Here is a 16,638-nt window from a genome sequence, read left to right as displayed (position 1 = left end):
TATGGATATTCGGACTTATCAGCAACAGCATGTGGCATGGGACCAGTTTTTGGCACAGAGCCGGAATGGGGCCTTCTTTTTCAAAAGAGGCTACATGGATTATCACGCTGACCGTTTTCAGGATGCTTCTTTGTGGATAGAAAAGGAAGGGCAAGTACTTGCCATGTTGCCGGCGAGTCGCGACGGTGACACCATCGTCAGCCATGGCGGTTTGAGTTTTGGTGGTTTGGTGATGAGTGCACGTCTGGGGGCGGCAGATGTAAAAGCCCTGTTTGAGCAGTTACGTGATTACTGGGCGGCCATGGGGATTAAAAAGCTTATTTATAAGCCTATTCCTCATATTTATCACAGCATGCCCAGTGAAGAGGATTTGTATGCCTTGTTTAGATTAGGTGCCAGGACCATGCGAGTGGATGTATCAACCACCATTATGCAGGAGTCACGCTTGCGCCTATCAAAAGGTCGTAAGCATGCATTGTCCAAAGCCACAAAAGCAGGAGTCACGATTAGAAAAAGTGATGACTATGCCAGTTGTTGGCAGATACTCACTGATAATTTGCAAGCGCGACATGGCACCAGTCCCACGCACAGCCTGCAAGAGATCTCGCTGCTAGCCAGCCGCTGTCCTGAAATCAGCTTGTATATGGCCTATCTACATGAACAGCCGATTGCCGGAGTTGTCATGTTTGATTTTGGCCGGGTTGCGCACACGCAATACATTGCGCCTAGTCCGGTGGCAAGAGAAGTGGGGGCGGTAGATTTACTACTGGAAACGCTCATCGGCGAAGTCTACGCAGATAAGCCCTATTTTAATTTTGGCATTTCTACCTGCCACAATGGCTTAAGTTTTAATGAAGGCTTATGTGCGCAAAAGGAAATGTTTGGTGGCCGCACGACAACCTTGCAATGGCTGGAAATGGATTGTGTATGATGCATGATGACCAACGTAAACAGGCGATCTCGGCTTATGAGCAAGCTTATAGTGCCAGCGACTTTGAAGTGATTCAGGCGCGCTATCGTAAAAAACTCTTGCTAGAGTTGTTTGAAAAATATCAACCCAAACATGTGCTGGAGGTCGGCTGCGGTTGGGATACGATTGCGAATCACTGGCAAGGCTTTGAAAGCCTGACCGTCGTTGAGCCTGGCCCGCAGTTTGCAGAAAAAGCCAGAAAAGATACTGCCCAATTAGCAGGTGCACAAGTGATCGAGGCGTTTCTTGAAAGCAGCCATCTGGGTAAACCTGACCCGGCATATGATTTGATCCTGCTGAGCAGCCTGTTGCATGAGGTGCCAGATGCGAAGGCATTATTGGCTAGTGCCAAAGCATTGGCAGGTCAAAATACATTGATTCATATCAATGTGCCGAATGCGTTGTCTATGCACCGCCTGCTTGCTGTGGAGATGGGGTTGATGGATAGCGTCTATGCCCAGTCTGCACTGCAAAAATCATTTAATCAGCCACGTATTTTTGATTTAAAACAATTAAAAGTATTGGCGAAAGAACTAGGATTACAAGTGCTTGAGGCAGGTTCTTTTTTGGTGAAACCATTTACCCATCACCAAATGATGACGCTGATGCAACAAGGCTTGCTGACGCAGGAAATGCTGGATGGCTTGTGGCAATTGGCCCGGCATTTTCCTGAAAACGGCTCTGAAATTTATGTCAATCTCAAACTTGAGGACTGAAAATGGATACTAAAACAACGGTGATTGTAGGGAATGCTTTAGCTGGAATGGTCGCGGCATTAGAGTTGGCGCGCCAAGGCAAAAAGGTGACCTTGGTCAATCCTGGTGGACCATTGGGCGGTTACTTTGCCGGACTGGAGATTGATGGCGTGATGTTTGATGCGGGTCTAGTCAAGTTTGAGCTGGATGGCTATCTTTCGCAAAAAAGTACCTTAGCCAGCTATAACCCCAAGCTACGTAATGATGTGGGCCGCTTTATGAATATCGTGCATGCCTGGGCCCTGCAGTATGCGCCATTACATCAGTTTGACATGCCAAAAATGTGGTTGCAGAACAAGGCTTACGATGATGTGGTATTGAGTAATAGCTACCATACCTTTAGTCAATTGCCTTTTGCCCAGCAAAGTATTCAAGAGTTGCAGCAATTACCTGCTGCAGAGATTCATGCGCGCGAAAAATCCAATGGTGCCCGTTACCATACGCTGGATTACCTGACCGCTTCCCTTGCCAATCATGGTAAAGCCATGCATGACCATATCATTGCTCCTTACCTGATGAAGGCACAAGGCGTGACAGCCGACAAAATGCTGGCACGTTATCATCGTGTCGCCTGGTTACCACTCTTCTACCCCGAGACATTGCTGGCCAGTTTTCAGGGAAAAGCGGTGCCCCTGCAACCCACCGTATTTCACTATCCCAAGCAAGGGGCGGTCGGTGGCATCTGCCGTCAAGTCAAACAACAAGTACTCAGTCATCCCAATATCACCTATGTGCAACAAGCGATCCAAACGGTAGAAAAAAATGACAGTGGATGGCGGTTACAGTTGGGTGAGGGGGCCGTGAGTGGTCCTATTGAAGGTGGCCATTTGGTCTGGACCGGTGCGCCAGCAGCGTTGCTCAAGGCACTGGGGAAACAGCCTACCATGGTGCAAGAGATTAAATCGCCGATTGCTGTACTATTTCTGCGCATTAAAAAAGCGGATATCCGTGATGTGTATACGATTTTGCATGTTCTGGATATGGATAAATGCGCTTATCGGATTACAAATCAGACGGCATGTGCTGATCAACAAGACGAAGATATGAATATTGTGGTTGAGTTTAACCAGAATTATTTCAAACAGTTGTACGGTGAGAATGATTCGGACGCATTCATCGTTGAGAAATTACTGGCCGAACTGGCGGCCATGAACATGATTGCGGCAGATGCCCAACCTCTGATTGCTGCCATCAAACGTATCCCGGGTGGATTTTTGGTACCAGATCAGGCGGCACGGGATGCTTGGGAGCAAGATCAGCAAACCGTGGCAGCACTGCATCCTGAGATTGCTTTACTCGCAATGTCGAGCGGCTTTTTTGCCACCTCACTTAACGATCAGGTGATTCAAGGGTTGTACTATGCAGAAACCCGCCAGGACGCAGAAGCTGAAACAGTCAAGGAAACACTGCCTGCCTGAATCTCAAGTCACTGACTCGCCACAGATTCTGGTGGCGAGCAATTTGGTGCGCGTTATTTGGCTGTGAGGCGAGTCTGTCGCCTTACTGATGATAAATGCTGCCTTTTCCAGGCTTTATTAGTTGAATTAATTCGTGCATGCCTATCGTATAGTGGCTTGAGTTACGAGATAGAGCAGGTGTGTGTATGCCACTAGAACATTGCAGAATTATTGAGTTGCCTAAAATCCATGACCCGCATGGCAACCTCACATTTATTGAAAGTGATAATCAAATCCCATTCGCGATTCAGCGCGTCTACCATGTGTATGATGTGCCGGGCGGGGCAGAGCGCGGGGGGCATGCGCACAAGAATCTGCATCAGTTTATTGTCGCCATGTCTGGTAGTTTTGATATCACCCTGGATGATGGCAAGGATAAGAAAAAATTTCATTTAGCCCGTTCTTATTATGGCTTGTATATCTGTCCTATGATTTGGCGTGAAATTGATAATTTTTCTTCAGGTTCAGTTTTAATGTGCTTGGCCTCAGAAAAATATGACGAAACTGATTATTTCCGGCGTTATGATGAGTTTATGCGCGCGCGTTGGGCTGCTTGAGATCACCGTTTTATCCCGTTTTTGAAGTGGGCATATAAAAAGGCGCATCATTGATCTGATGCGCCTTTGTTTTTGATACGTGAATCACTATGTGCCCGAGTGGCTCACAGTGGTTGCAGTCGTGACAGGTTGTGCTGGTTGTTTGACCGGCTTTTTGTTTTGGCGGTAGACCTGGCCAGAGGTCGATACATTGGCACGCATTCTAATCAGCTCAGCAATCTCTGCATTTTCCTTCTGCTCTTCTCTAGGGGCAAATAAAGCTCTGCCTCTAGGGTCAGCATCGACAGGGGGTTCGCACAGGTAATAGACGGCCAGGCTCTTGCGATAGACACCATAAGGCTGCGTCAGGGGGCGGCTCATGCCATGCCAGGAGTTCTGGGTGGTATCAAAAATCACGGCCCGGTTAAATTTGGGGCAGACTTCTTTGATCAGTTCACCCGGCTGGTTTTGTTCAGCGTCGTGACTCCACAAACCCAAATGGCCGCCATGGTAAGCCTTCAGTTGCTCGGAGACGTAGATAATGATGTTGATTTTGCGTTGCAAGCCCAGTTTGGGGTGAATGGAGTAATCCAGGTGCGGATTCAGGTTGCCTCCGGTGCCGTGAATATGCCAGCCGCCACCATGCAACCCGTTATCAGCATATAACTGGGTGCCGACAATTTCGGACAGTTTGTCTATCACGGGTGCTGAGTTCAGGGTTTGAAACAGGGCATAGGTCAGAGCAGGGAAGGCATTCCAGTCATTTAAGGCCTTTTTATCTTCAATCTGGTTTTGGTAACAAAACCAGCGCGAAGAATCATACTCGGGAAACTCACGTGCAACCTTTTTCACCAGGTCAGGATTCAGGAAGTTATCGATCACGGCATGACGAAAGGGCTTTGCATCCTCAAAATGTTGCATTCCTTTAGTCAGTTGATTCAAATCCAGAAACGATTGCATGAAAATCCCCCTTCGCATTCATTGAGCGTGTTATGTATTTATATCGGACACGCAAGCAATTTATTAAGGCGAATACGCATGTATTTATGCGCTAATTTTTGTAGATGCTGTAACGACCTTGGGTGGTGGCGCAGTGCGACAAGGTCCAAGCGTTTTAGCGCATGAATCAGCGCGCAGGGATATCTATAGAAATAGTGGCAAAACCACGTTCTATTCAATGAAATCAAATATGCGGGGCTGCGATAAAGTGATTCTTAACTTGACGCAACGTTCTTACTATAACGGTCAGCATTTGCTTAACTTGAGTAATAACGTGCGAAATCAGATTAATTTAAAACAGATTTGAAGAGCTTGAGTGTGGCATGAATACTTAACATGAAGCTCGATATTTTTGTACATTAAGGAGGCTTAACATGGCTGCAGTCATTAATACCAATATTTCATCATTAAATGCCCAGCGCAATTTAAATGCATCTCAAGCTGGTTTGAATCAATCCATACAACGTTTGTCTTCAGGGCTGCGCGTTAACAGTGCCAAAGATGATGCGGCCGGGTTGGCGATTGCAACACGCATGGACTCTCAAGTCCGTGGCAATGATGTGGCAATTCGCAACTCCAATGATGCAATTTCCTACCTGCAAGTGACCGAAGGTGGTTTGTCGAAAGCGACTGATGTGCTGCAGCGTATGCGTGAGTTGGCGGTGCAGGCAGCCAACGGCAGCTACGGTAGCGGTGATCGTGCCAATCTGGACACGGAATTTACGCAACTGACTGCGGAGCTAACCCGCTTGAGCACCTCCACCCAGTTTAATGGTTTGAACGTATTTGGCGGTCCAGGCTATACCTTCCAGATTGGTTCTGGCTCTGCGGATACTTTGCAAGTCAGTTCCGTGACCGCAGCTTCCATCTCTGGAAATGTGCAAACCGCCTCAGCAGCAACGGCTGCGATTACAGCCATTGATGCGCAACTGGATTCAGTGAATACGTCACGTGCGAGTCTGGGTGCGTACCAGAACCGCTTTGAAGCGGTAATCAGCAGCTTGCAAGTGAATATCGAAAATGTTTCCGCGGCGAAATCCCGGATTATGGATGCAGACTTTGCGTCAGAAACTGCGAAGATGACCCGTAACCAGATTCTGCAACAAGCTGGCACGGCGATGCTGGCCCAGGCCAACCAGTTGCCTAACAGCGTCATGTCACTGATTAAAGGGTAGTCTTTCAGCAGCTTTCTTGGTGTATATGTTTACAGGTCGTGGGCTTTTGTCTAGGCAAAAGCTCACGACCTCTTCATTTCTTGATCATCTCATCAACACACCAGTTCTCTATCGTTCAGGATAGGCCGGTAAAACCGGTTTTGTTTTTTTCAATTTAAAGTTTCCAGATGCGATATAGTTAACGCAATCTTTGCGGTAACACGCGCGATCCCTGTTGCTGGGATGTTGATAATTGGATGCCAAACATGATTCCTTTCCTTGATCTCAAAGCCGCTTATGACGAATTGTCGCCTGACCTTGAGACTGCCCTGTTAAGGGCTACCCGTTCTGGCTGGTATATCGGTGGCGAAGAAGTGGAGGCCTTTGAAGCCCAGTTTGCCGCATATACTGGTGCACCATATTGTGTCGGCGTGGGCAATGGCCTCGATGCACTGACCTTAGCCTTGCGCGCTATGGATGTGGGGGTGGGGGATGAGGTGATTGTCCCCTCCCATACTTATATTGCGACCTGGTTGGCGGTGAGCGCGGTCGGCGCGACTGTGGTCCCTGTCGAGCCTACTGAGGGGCAGTTCAATATTGATGTTGCCGCCATTCAGGCAAAAATCACAGCTAAAACCAAAGTTATTTTGCCGGTGCATTTATATGGTATCCCGGCAGACATGGAAGCCATTTGTGCATTAGCCAAACAGCATGGCTTGCTGGTGTTGGAGGATGCTGCGCAAGCGCATGGCGCTGCCGTCAGGGGTAAACGGGTAGGTACGCATGGGGATGCGGTCGCATGGAGCTTTTACCCGGGCAAGAATTTGGGGGCTTTGGGCGATGGTGGGGCAGTCACCACAAGGCATGAGCATCTCGCCCAACGTATACGCGCGCTTGGCAATTATGGCTCAGCCGTCAAATATTACAATCTGGAGCCTGGCGTGAATAGTCGCCTGGATCCCTTGCAAGCTGCCGTGCTGTCAGTCAAGCTGGCTGCGCTGGATGAGTGGAATACACGCAGGCAGGGATTGGCGCAGCGCTATCTTGAGGGGTTGCAAGGCCTGCCTTTGCAATTGCCGGTTTCTCCAGCCTGGGCCAATACTATCTGGCATTTGTTTGTGATCGCAACGCCACAACGCGATGCCTTGCAAACCTGGTTGCAGGCGCATGGGGTGCAAACCCTGATTCATTATCCCGTCCCGCCACATTTGCAACAGGCTTATCAGTCGCTCGGTTGGCAAGCAGGCCATTTTCCGTGTGCCGAGCGTTATGCCAATCAAGTACTGAGTTTGCCCATGGGCCCGCAACTCTCAGTCACGGCTGTCGACCAGGTGATTGAGCTGGTACAGCAGTTTTTCAGAGCGCAGTGAGACTGTCTCACGCATCGCCACGTTTAAAGTTTTTCCGAGTAGGGTCGTAAAGAGTGTCAAGTGCATGATCTTCCCAACAGAAATTTAAAGTGCATGATTAAAGAAATTTCTGGCGAAGTCGATAAAAGTAATAACAACGCTGAATAGCAAACACGAAGTCAAAAAGTGGATCAACGTTGATATGACATGCCGATTTGACACTAACTACACATAGGACTCTGAAGGAGACTAAAACATGGCTTCTGTAATTAATACCAACATTGCATCCCTGAATGCACAGCGTAACCTGAATGCTTCACAAACAGGCTTGAATCAATCGATTCAGCGTTTATCTTCTGGCTTGCGTATCAATAGCGCCAAAGATGATGCAGCGGGCATGGCGATTGCCACCCGTATGGACTCCCAAATTCGTGGCAATGAAGTTGCGATTCGTAACTCAAACGACGCGATTTCTTACCTGCAAGTGACAGAAGGTGGTTTGTCCAAAGCGACAGACGCCCTGCAACGTATGCGTGAACTGGCCGTGCAGGCAGCCAACGGCAGCTATGGTTCTGGCGACCGTACTAACCTGAACACAGAGTTTACACAACTGACTTCAGAATTAACCCGCTTGAGTACATCTACCCAGTTTAACGGTTTGAATGTATTTGGCGGTTCAGGTTACACCTTCCAGATTGGTTCTGGTTCTGCAGATACCTTGCAGGTGAGTGCAGTGACTGCGGCTTCTGTGACTGGCAGTGTTGCCACCGTTTCAGATGCGACTGCAGCGATTACCGCGATTGATGCGCAACTGGATGCGGTGAACACTTCACGTGCCAGCCTGGGTGCCTACCAAAACCGTTTTGATGCCGTTGTGAGCAGCCTGCAAGTGAACGTGGAAAACATTTCTGCAGCGAAATCCCGGATTACGGATGCAGACTTCGCGTCAGAAACTGCGAAGATGACCCGTAACCAGATTCTGCAACAGGCAGGCACAGCAATGCTGGCCCAAGCCAACCAGTTGCCTAACAGTGTCATGAGCTTGCTCAGAGGCTAAGTTTTCTCGAGGCTTTCAAACCATGGCGAGCATTTGTGTAGACAAGTGCTCGCTTTTCTTTTTTTAGTCGCCAGCATTGTCAGTCAGCACCTGGCTACGCATCCTGATCTGCCGGTCTAACACAACAGCATAAACCCTTGCACTGGCGTGTCACAACATGCGCATTGCAGGTTTGTCCTGCGGATGCAACATTGCGCCTGATCTACAGCCGAGTGGCTTTCATTTTCCTTCTTCGTTTCATGATCCACAATACGTCAACCAATTCGATAAGTTTCTGAAAATAAAAAGAATACCTTTATTTTCACCTCTGATTTCAACGTACTCCATCTCTCAGAGAGCGCCTGTGCGACTTTGAAGATAAGCAGGTAAAAACGTCGTTGTTTAGCCAAATTATGCTGGCTTGGTTACGGTAAAGTAGGCATGTTGGTGTACCGCTAACTCACTTGAGTGCAGCGGGCACAAAATGAGTTCATGGAGACTGCAGGACTGAAGGAAATTACACGGGATTTTTTGCAAGAATAGACCAAGTCGTGCTGACGCGATGACCATGCTGACACCGGCATGGTAGCCATGTTGCACGGCTTGAATTTGCCATGAATGATTTGATATTAAAGTTTTTCCGAGAGGAGTCGTAAATAGTTTCAAGTGCATGATCTACCCAACAGAAATTTAAAGTGCAGCATTAAAGAAATTTCTGGCGAGGTCGATAAAAGTAATAACAACGCTGAATAGCAAACACGTAGTCGCAAGTGAATCAACGTTGATATGACATGCCCATTTGACACTCATTGGATATACGACTCTAAAGGAGATTTAACATGGCTTCTGTAATTAATACCAATATTGCATCTCTGAATGCACAGCGTAACCTGAATGCTTCACAAACAGGCTTGAATCAATCGATTCAGCGTTTGTCTTCTGGCTTGCGTATCAATAGCGCCAAAGATGATGCAGCGGGGATGGCAATTGCCACTCGCATGGACTCCCAAATTCGTGGTAGTGATGTTGCGATTCGTAACTCAAACGACGCGATTTCTTACCTGCAAGTGACAGAAGGTGGTTTGTCCAAAGCGACAGACGCCCTGCAACGTATGCGTGAACTGGCCGTACAGGCAGCCAACGGCAGCTATGGTTCTGGTGACCGTGCCAACCTGAACACAGAGTTTACACAGCTGACTTCAGAATTATCCCGCTTGAGTACATCTACCCAGTTTAACGGTTTGAATGTATTTGGCGGTTCAGGCTACACCTTCCAGATTGGTTCTGGTTCAGCTGACACCTTGCAGGTGAGTGCAGTGACAGCAGCCTCAGTGAGTGGCAACGTTTCCACCGTGTCTGACGCGACTGCAGCGATTACCGCGATTGATGCACAACTGGATGCGGTGAACACTTCACGTGCCAGCCTGGGTGCATACCAAAACCGTTTTGAAGCCGTTGTGAGCAGCCTGCAAGTGAACGTGGAAAACATTTCTGCAGCGAAATCCCGGATTACGGATGCAGACTTCGCGTCAGAAACTGCGAAGATGACCCGTAACCAGATTCTGCAACAGGCAGGCACAGCAATGCTGGCCCAAGCCAACCAGTTGCCTAACAGTGTCATGAGCTTGCTGAGAGGTTAATTGTTCAGACACTTGAATCATATCCACAGAGGCATCCCTCTGTGGATTTTAGGCTAAGCAGAGGAGCAGCATCATGACTCAATCTATGGATGGTGTTGGCGGTAACCGCACATTAACAGGTGTGCCTGCAGTAAATAGCTTGAAGCTGGTGAAGTATGCAGAAGCCAGCGGCGAGCAAAAACCTGTCGAAGCGATGGATAAAGCCACTTTGACCGGGGCGGTAAAAAAACTGAATGACTATGTGGCGCCTGCGCTGCAAACCATACAGTTTTCGATTGATGATGACACAGACCGTATCGTCGTGAAAGTGGTCGACACCGAGACACAGAAGGTGCTCAGGCAAATCCCAAATGAGGAGGTGCTGGCCATTAGCAAGACGCTGGACAAATTAAGAGGCCTAGTCATTCGTCAAACGGTGTGATGAATTGTGATTGTATTTGGAGACTAGATTATGGCATCAATTGTAAGCTCAACGGGCTCATCAGGGTTACCTATTGACTCTCTTGTCAGTGCCATGATGACGTCTGCCCAGCAGCCGATTACCCAGATCAAGACGCAAGTCTCTACTTACAATGCCAAACTCTCTGCGTACGGTACGTTGAAAAGTGGATTGAGTACCTTCCAAACAGCTTTGGATGGTCTGTCTAGTGCCGGCAAGTTTAATGCGCAATCCGTGACGCTCACCGATTCAAACAGTATCAGCGCGACTGCAAATGGTAGCGCTACCAATGGCAACCACAGCATTTCGGTGAGCCAGCTGGCGACTTCACAACGTATTACCACGTCTGCCTATAGCGATGCCAGTACCACTTTTGGTACCGGGAGCCTGAAGATTTCCTTTGGTACTTATACCCCAGCCAACGGTAGTACGGCAGCTTCTTTTACTGCGAATAGCAGCAAAAATGCGATTACGGTCAATATCGACAGTAGCAACAATACCCTGTCCGGTATCCGTGATGCCATTAACGCACAAAATGCTTCTGTCACTGCGTCTATTGTCAATGACGGTACTGGTAACCGCCTGGTGATCACTTCCATGGACACTGGTGCAGCCAATAGTCTGAAGATTGATGTCACGGATAACGATGGCAACAATACCGACGGTAGCGGCTTGTCCACCTTTGCTTATGACCCGACTGCCTCCAGCGGCAGTGGTAAAAACTTAAGTGAGCTTCAGGCTGCACAAAATGCGTTATTGACTGTTGATGGGTTGAGCATCAGTAAGGCGAGTAACACCATTACTGATGTGATTGAGGGCGTGACCTTAAATCTGAAGGCGGTCACCAGCACGCCTAACGCAATGACGATTGCGACGGACAATAGCGCGATTAAAAGTTCTGTACAGAGCTTTGTCGATGCCTACAACAAACTGAATACCAGTCTGCGTAGCCTGACAAAGTTCGTTGATGGCGGATCTTCTGCCAATGGCCCTTTGCTGGGTGACTCGGTGGCCCGTGACGTGTCAGTGAAACTCGGATTAATGATGTCCCGCATCTCTCCTACGGCCAGTACCTACCGTACCTTGAGTGACATTGGCGTCACCGTGGGCGATGGCGGAGTCATGACGCTGGACGATACCAAGTTTCAGAAAGCGATGGCGAATAGCCCTTCCGATGTGGCGAAAATCTTTTCGCCTTCGGCAAGCAGTACCGATCCATTGGTCAGCTTCGTCAGCAGTGGGGATAAAACAGTTTCTGGCACCTATGCCGTCAATATTTCACAAGCGGGGAGCAGCTCACAAGATGTGGCTGGTACCCTGAATGGTGTGAATGCGATTGGCAGTGGTAATACCCTGACCGGCGCGTTTGGTCAGGATAGTGCAGGTTTGAAACTCAGTATTTTAGGCGCTGCGACTGGAGACCGTGGCACGGTGACTTTCAACCGCGGCCTAATCGGGGAGTTTAGTAGCATGCTTGATAGCTGGCTGGACTCCGATGCTGCGTTGGCCACCAGGACAGACGGTTTGCAGTCGTCTATTAAATCATTGAATAAAAAAGCCGATGACTTGAGCGCCAAGCTGCCAAGCCTTGAAGCAAGTTATCGTGCCCAGTACGCAAAACTGGACGCATTACTCAGCAGCATGCAAACCCAGAGCAGTGCGTTGACACAACAATTGAGTGCAATAAGCAAAAATAGCTAATCGCGGAATATTATCAGGAGAATCATGATGTTTGGATCGAAACAATCTGGCATTAATGCCTACGCCAAAGTAGGTTTGGAAACCGGCGTCGTGGATGCCAGTCCGCTCAAGCTGACGATCATGCTTTACGAAGGTGCTGTAACTGCCTGCATCCGCGCGCAGCAAGCGATTCAAAAGCAGGATATTCCGCAAAAAGGTGAATATATCTCCAAAGCCATTTCCATCATTGAAAGCGGTTTGCGTACCAGTTTGAACAAACGTGCAGGGGGCGAGGTTGCCCTCAATCTGGACCAGCTGTATGAATACATGATCCGTACACTCATGCAAGCGAGCCTGCGTCAGGATAGTACTAAAGTTTATGAAGTTCAGCAGTTGCTCATGGAGTTGAAAGGCGCCTGGGAAACGCTGGAAAAATCGGGGATGAGCCGCCTTGCACAACAGAATGCCTTGGAAAACTCGGCGATCGCAGAAAAAGCACAGGCTTATCAACATTTGGCCATGGCCGGGGCCTGATATGTCCAAGGCGCTGATTAATACTTATGAGTCTGCTGCCAAAATCATGGCGCAGATGCTGCTGGCCGCTCAGCAAAATGCCTGGGAAAAAGTGACAGAGCTGGAGCAGTCTTACATGCTCAAGATCGAAGTGATCAAAGCGCTGGAACAAACCTTGCGTTTACAATCCGAGCAACTGACACAGGCGCAGCATTTGCGCAAACAGGAGTTGGTGCAGAAAATTTTGGCCGATGATGGCGAGATCCGTAATTTGCTCTATCCCGTCATGCATCGTATTACCGATATGATTTTTGATGCGCAGCTACATGCACGCACCCCACCGGATGTGATTTAGATGATTCCTATCCCGCAAGTCCTCTCACAACGTTTCATTACCAGTGAAACTGAGAACTTGCGTGCGGTCACTTCCATCATGCCGGTGGAAGGTACCCAGGCCGAAGCCCCTTTATGGGAACGCATGCGTCCAGGCATGCAGTTTACCGGACTGATTTTGCAAAAAGACACCGCTCAAAAAGGCGCAGGCAATGCCGACCTGGCTGCTTTTAAAGTGCAAATCCAGTTACCCAACCAGCCACCCATGGTGGTGCAGATGCAATTACCCGCTTACTTGTCGCAACAGCAAACACTGAACATGCAGTTTATGGGGCTGGCACAAGGCCAGGGCAAAGACGCCGAGGGCTATCCGCAAGTGCGCTGGGGTGTGCAGTCTTCCGCGGCGGGCACGTCACGGCTGTCGACAGCTGGGTTGCTGGCAGAGACGCCACATGCAGACAACCCCGCTACTATGCAAAGTCTGGTACAGCATGCGGCCGGGCAATCGAGTCTGGTCGAGTTAAGCTCTCCCGCCAGAAACCTACAGCGCTGGCTGGATGCCAGCCCGTTTCAGTCGCAATCTGCTGTCTTGCAGGCACAAACCGTGGTCAGCAACAGCCCGCAAAAGCCGCAAGTGCTGGCGCAAGATCTCAAGCATGCGCTGGATAGCTCGGGCTTGTTCTATGAGTCTCACCTGAAAGAGGCGACGCTGGGCACGCGGCCCTGGCATCAGCTACTGCAAGAGCCGCAAAACAAACCTCACTTTGTGCCGCCCGAGATGGTGTCGCAACAGTTACAGGTGCTGGAACAACAGCGTGTGATTTGGCATGGTGAAGTCTGGCCTGGCCAGATGATGGAGTGGCAGGTCAGTGAGCGCAAAAATTCCCAGCAGTCTAGCGAAGACCCGACCTTAAACAGTTTGTTTAGCAATTTGAAGTTGCAGCTGCCAAGGCTGGGCGAGGTGGCTGTAAGGATCACGCTGGCTAACGGGCGCTTTAGTGTCCGTGTGCAGCCCACGGATGCAGCGAGCCTCAAGGAAATGCAATCTGGCCGCAGTACGCTGGCCATGAATTTGCAAGCTTCCGGCGTGAAGCTGGATTCCTTGCAAATCGTGCGTGAAGAAATCGCGCAGCACAGACCGCAATATGCAGCAGGATAAGCCTTATACCCAATCTGCCGTGGCCCTGGCTTACGAAGCCGGGGATTTGGCGCCACGCGTGGTGGCCAAAGGCAATGGTCTGCTCGCACAACGCATCATTGCCCTGGCGCAAGAACACGAAGTCTATGTGCATGAGTCACAAGCCATGCTCAACCTGCTCATGCAGGTCGAACTCGATGCCCATATTCCCCCACAGCTGTACCAGGCGATTGCTGAAATTCTGGCCTGGTTATACAAGCTGGAACAAGGGCAGGCCGACCATTAAACTGGCCAGTCTCAGATAGAGACTTTGTCGCAGTAACATTGCCGCATCTTGTTTTGCCAGAGAGTTACTGCGTCTACGATTTTTCTGCAATCACTTCTGCCAGCGCCTGTTTGACGTCTGTAATGACACTTGTCCAATGATGGTGTTGGGCTCTGAACAGTCTGGCCGAGGGATACCACGGACTGTCTTCGCGTGCGAGCAGCCAGCGGAAATCAGGTGGGTCAGCTAACAATATCCATACCGGTTTGTGCATGGCGCCAGCCAGATGTGCGACGGACGTATCCACTGAAATAATCAGATCCATGCGCGCGATGAGCGCAGCTGTATCGCTAAAATCCTCTAGTTCGGCCTGGTGCTGCGTGAGTTGTGGCAGCCCGCTTAACGCAGCCTGGTCAGTGTCGCGGACTTCTTTTTGCAGGCTATGAAAACTCGCATCCAGTACCAGCAACGGCGCCAGCTGCGCTAGCGGAATACTGCGGTAACGATCTTTCTGATGCGTGGTGGACCCTGACCAGACCAGGCCTATCCGTAATCTGTTCTGACCAGTCATCTGCAGACGGCTTACCTTGTCAGGCGCGGCAAACAGGTAAGGGGTGTGCTGAGGCAGATTGCCGAGCTCTGTCTTGAAGACATATGGCAAGCTCATGAGCGAACAATGGTAATCATAGTCCTGATACGCGGTGCCCGCAGCAATCAGTAAATAGTCTGGCCCCAGTGAGCGCAACAAGGGAATCAGGCTCGCTTGCACTTCAATAATCAACTGTGCGCCCAAGGTGGCGACCAGTTTGGCGTAGCGTATAAACTGGATGGTATCGCCCAGCCCCTGTTCGGCGTAAAGCAAGATACGCTTGCCTTGCAGGGATTGTTCGCCGGTCCACATCGGTTGCACACAGACCGCACGGCGTCCCCTGGGCAAATGTGGCGCATGTTTGCCACTTTCGTACATGGCCCAGCCTTGCGCATAATCACCTGTGAGCAACTGGAATAACGCCAGATTCCAGTGCAAGGTCGGGTTGTGTGGTTCCAGTGTCAGTGCATGACGATAACAGTCGCTGGCCATGTCGATTTCCAGCATATCCAGATACAGGTTGGCCAGATTAAGATAAAACAACGCGTTCTGCTGATCGGCTAGCGGGACTTGCTGATAGCTGGCCAAGGCCTCATGATGGCGGCCAAGCGTGTGTAAGATGCTGCCTCGGCACAATAAGGCCGGTGCCAGCGTGGGTGCATAGCCGACCAGTTGGTTTGCACTGAGCAAGGCTTCTTCATAGCGGCCGAGCCGACTCAGGATCAGGCTTTTGCTGTGTAAGGCGGCAACGCAAGCCGGGTTTAACTGTAAAGCAAATTCATGATGGGCGAGCGAAAACTCAAATTGCTCTAATTCAAACAGCAAGTTGCCGCATTCGATAAGTGTGGGTTCATGCTCAGGTGCAAGATGCAGGGCCTGGTTAAAACAGTGCAGGGCCTGCGGGGCATTTTTTTGCTGCTTGAACAGCATCCCCTTTTGAAACCAGGCTTGAACACCCGCGGGGTTGCTGGCTAACACGCCGTCAGGTGACTCCTGGCTGGCGGTGCTACCTGATGGCCGCAATACTGGCGTGCCATTCAGTCGCATCAGCGGGGCAGAGGGGGTGTCTTGTATCAAGCCAGCCACGGGTTGAGCCTGCATTGTTCTTTTCTCACTGTTAAAACGGACTGATGGTCTGGCCCAGTCGCCAGCTGGCTAGTTAAGCCTAGACTTGCATATTCATCATGTCCTGATAGGCGGTGACCAGTTTGTTGCGGACTTGTACTGTGGCCTGAAAGGCGATATTCGCTTTTTGCCCGGAGATCATGACATCAGACAGGCTGACGTTGTCATTTCCCATGGCAAAATCCTTGCCCATTTGTTCGGCCTGCAATTGCATATTGTTGACCTGGTCCAGAGAGGATTTCAGCGCATCACTAAAGCTCACTTGTGTCGTCGGGCTTGCCTGGGGCGGCTTGGCGACCGGATTGGCAATGGCACTGCTGCCCAGACCTTCTGGTTTTTGAGCCGCCGCACGTAATTGCGCCAGCATGGAGGAGATGCGTTGTGCATCAATACCGCCTGCGTTCATAGGTGTCTCCTTTCATCCTGTACTCGTTTGGTGGGGGAGGCCATCGCCTCTTATCTCATGGTGAGCACTGTAACATTGCGCCAGCTGGACTGCTTTGCAAAATAGGCAACATTAATCCGTCTTATTTGCTGATTTGAATAGGCAGGGTCAGCGCATAATGTGATCCATGTGAAAGTGTCCTGACAGGATATTGAAGTTCAAAAGAGGTGGCAGCATGACCGGCAATCAACAGGCCGGGAGGCAGGTCACTGCAA

At 49.9% G+C, this 16,638-nt stretch carries 17 protein-coding genes; 14 read left to right on the top strand and 3 right to left on the bottom strand.

The features are described 5' to 3' along the window. Window position 1: 1 nt before the first annotated feature. The 4 genes from ACT53D_RS05465 (at window position 2) to ACT53D_RS05450 (ending at window position 3,739) form a co-directional block, all read left to right on the top strand. Window positions 2-931, top strand: a complete 930-nt coding sequence (locus ACT53D_RS05465; RefSeq protein WP_476154922.1) for a GNAT family N-acetyltransferase — start codon at window positions 2-4, stop codon at window positions 929-931. Continuing rightward, window positions 928-1,686 carry a class I SAM-dependent methyltransferase gene (locus ACT53D_RS05460; RefSeq protein WP_476154920.1) on the top strand — a complete coding sequence of 253 codons (759 nt, stop codon included), beginning with the start codon at window positions 928-930 and terminating at the stop codon, window positions 1,684-1,686. The genes ACT53D_RS05465 and ACT53D_RS05460 overlap by 4 nt, the downstream gene beginning before the upstream one ends. Window positions 1,687-1,688: 2 nt before the next feature. Beyond that, complete coding sequence (locus ACT53D_RS05455; protein ID WP_476154918.1) at window positions 1,689-3,143, top strand: NAD(P)-binding protein; 1,455 nt, start codon at window positions 1,689-1,691, stop codon at window positions 3,141-3,143. 185 nt (window positions 3,144-3,328) lie between these two features. Beyond that, window positions 3,329-3,739 carry a sugar 3,4-ketoisomerase gene (locus ACT53D_RS05450; protein WP_275354910.1) on the top strand — a complete coding sequence of 137 codons (411 nt, stop codon included), beginning with the start codon at window positions 3,329-3,331 and terminating at the stop codon, window positions 3,737-3,739. Between the two features lie 87 nt (window positions 3,740-3,826). On the opposite strand, the gene ACT53D_RS05445 is transcribed toward ACT53D_RS05450, so the two are convergent. Next, window positions 3,827-4,678: a 2OG-Fe(II) oxygenase gene (locus tag ACT53D_RS05445; protein ID WP_476154915.1), complete on the bottom strand. Its 852-nt coding sequence runs from the start codon at window positions 4,676-4,678 to the stop codon at window positions 3,827-3,829. A 413-nt stretch (window positions 4,679-5,091) separates the two neighbouring features. On the opposite strand from ACT53D_RS05445, the gene ACT53D_RS05440 reads away from it, so the two are divergent. From ACT53D_RS05440 to ACT53D_RS05395, 10 genes are all read left to right on the top strand, one after another. Next, window positions 5,092-5,892, top strand: coding sequence for a flagellin N-terminal helical domain-containing protein (locus tag ACT53D_RS05440; RefSeq protein ID WP_275354912.1), 801 nt, complete (start codon window positions 5,092-5,094; stop codon window positions 5,890-5,892). Window positions 5,893-6,137: 245 nt separating this feature from the next. Next, window positions 6,138-7,241: a DegT/DnrJ/EryC1/StrS family aminotransferase gene (locus ACT53D_RS05435; RefSeq protein WP_476154913.1), complete on the top strand. Its 1,104-nt coding sequence runs from the start codon at window positions 6,138-6,140 to the stop codon at window positions 7,239-7,241. A 235-nt stretch (window positions 7,242-7,476) separates the two neighbouring features. Then, window positions 7,477-8,277, top strand: coding sequence for a flagellin N-terminal helical domain-containing protein (locus ACT53D_RS05430; protein ID WP_313988804.1), 801 nt, complete (start codon window positions 7,477-7,479; stop codon window positions 8,275-8,277). An 818-nt stretch (window positions 8,278-9,095) separates the two neighbouring features. Next, window positions 9,096-9,896 carry a flagellin N-terminal helical domain-containing protein gene (locus ACT53D_RS05425; protein WP_194746938.1) on the top strand — a complete coding sequence of 267 codons (801 nt, stop codon included), beginning with the start codon at window positions 9,096-9,098 and terminating at the stop codon, window positions 9,894-9,896. Between the two features lie 73 nt (window positions 9,897-9,969). Beyond that, entirely contained in the window at window positions 9,970-10,317 is a 348-nt protein-coding gene (locus ACT53D_RS05420) for a flagellar protein FlaG (RefSeq protein ID WP_194746937.1), read from the top strand. Between the two features lie 30 nt (window positions 10,318-10,347). Next, window positions 10,348-12,036 (top strand): flagellar filament capping protein FliD, encoded by a 1,689-nt coding sequence (fliD, locus tag ACT53D_RS05415; RefSeq protein ID WP_476154910.1) that lies wholly within the window; start codon window positions 10,348-10,350, stop codon window positions 12,034-12,036. Window positions 12,037-12,060: 24 nt separating this feature from the next. Then, window positions 12,061-12,549, top strand: coding sequence for a flagellar export chaperone FliS (fliS, locus tag ACT53D_RS05410; RefSeq protein ID WP_228518641.1), 489 nt, complete (start codon window positions 12,061-12,063; stop codon window positions 12,547-12,549). 1 nt (window position 12,550) lies between these two features. Further along, complete coding sequence (locus ACT53D_RS05405; RefSeq protein ID WP_194746935.1) at window positions 12,551-12,883, top strand: flagellar protein FliT; 333 nt, start codon at window positions 12,551-12,553, stop codon at window positions 12,881-12,883. Continuing rightward, on the top strand, window positions 12,884-14,020 hold the full coding sequence (gene fliK / locus ACT53D_RS05400) for a flagellar hook-length control protein FliK (protein WP_476154907.1): 1,137 nt from the start codon (window positions 12,884-12,886) through the stop codon (window positions 14,018-14,020). It abuts the gene before it with no gap. Further along, window positions 14,007-14,285 carry an EscU/YscU/HrcU family type III secretion system export apparatus switch protein gene (locus ACT53D_RS05395; protein ID WP_194746933.1) on the top strand — a complete coding sequence of 93 codons (279 nt, stop codon included), beginning with the start codon at window positions 14,007-14,009 and terminating at the stop codon, window positions 14,283-14,285. Before fliK ends, ACT53D_RS05395 begins: the two co-directional genes overlap by 14 nt. Before the next feature lie 73 nt (window positions 14,286-14,358). Here ACT53D_RS05395 and ACT53D_RS05390 read toward each other — a convergent pair whose 3' ends face one another. Together ACT53D_RS05390 and fliE are read right to left on the bottom strand one after the other, a co-directional pair. After that, window positions 14,359-15,954: a tetratricopeptide repeat protein gene (locus ACT53D_RS05390; RefSeq protein ID WP_476154905.1), complete on the bottom strand. Its 1,596-nt coding sequence runs from the start codon at window positions 15,952-15,954 to the stop codon at window positions 14,359-14,361. Between the two features lie 64 nt (window positions 15,955-16,018). After that, window positions 16,019-16,384 carry a flagellar hook-basal body complex protein FliE gene (fliE, locus tag ACT53D_RS05385; protein ID WP_476154903.1) on the bottom strand — a complete coding sequence of 122 codons (366 nt, stop codon included), beginning with the start codon at window positions 16,382-16,384 and terminating at the stop codon, window positions 16,019-16,021. Window positions 16,385-16,638 lie beyond the last annotated feature (254 nt).

This window comes from Methylophilus sp. DMC16, assembly GCF_056314045.1.
This window is presented reverse-complemented; position numbering and strand designations above follow the sequence as displayed.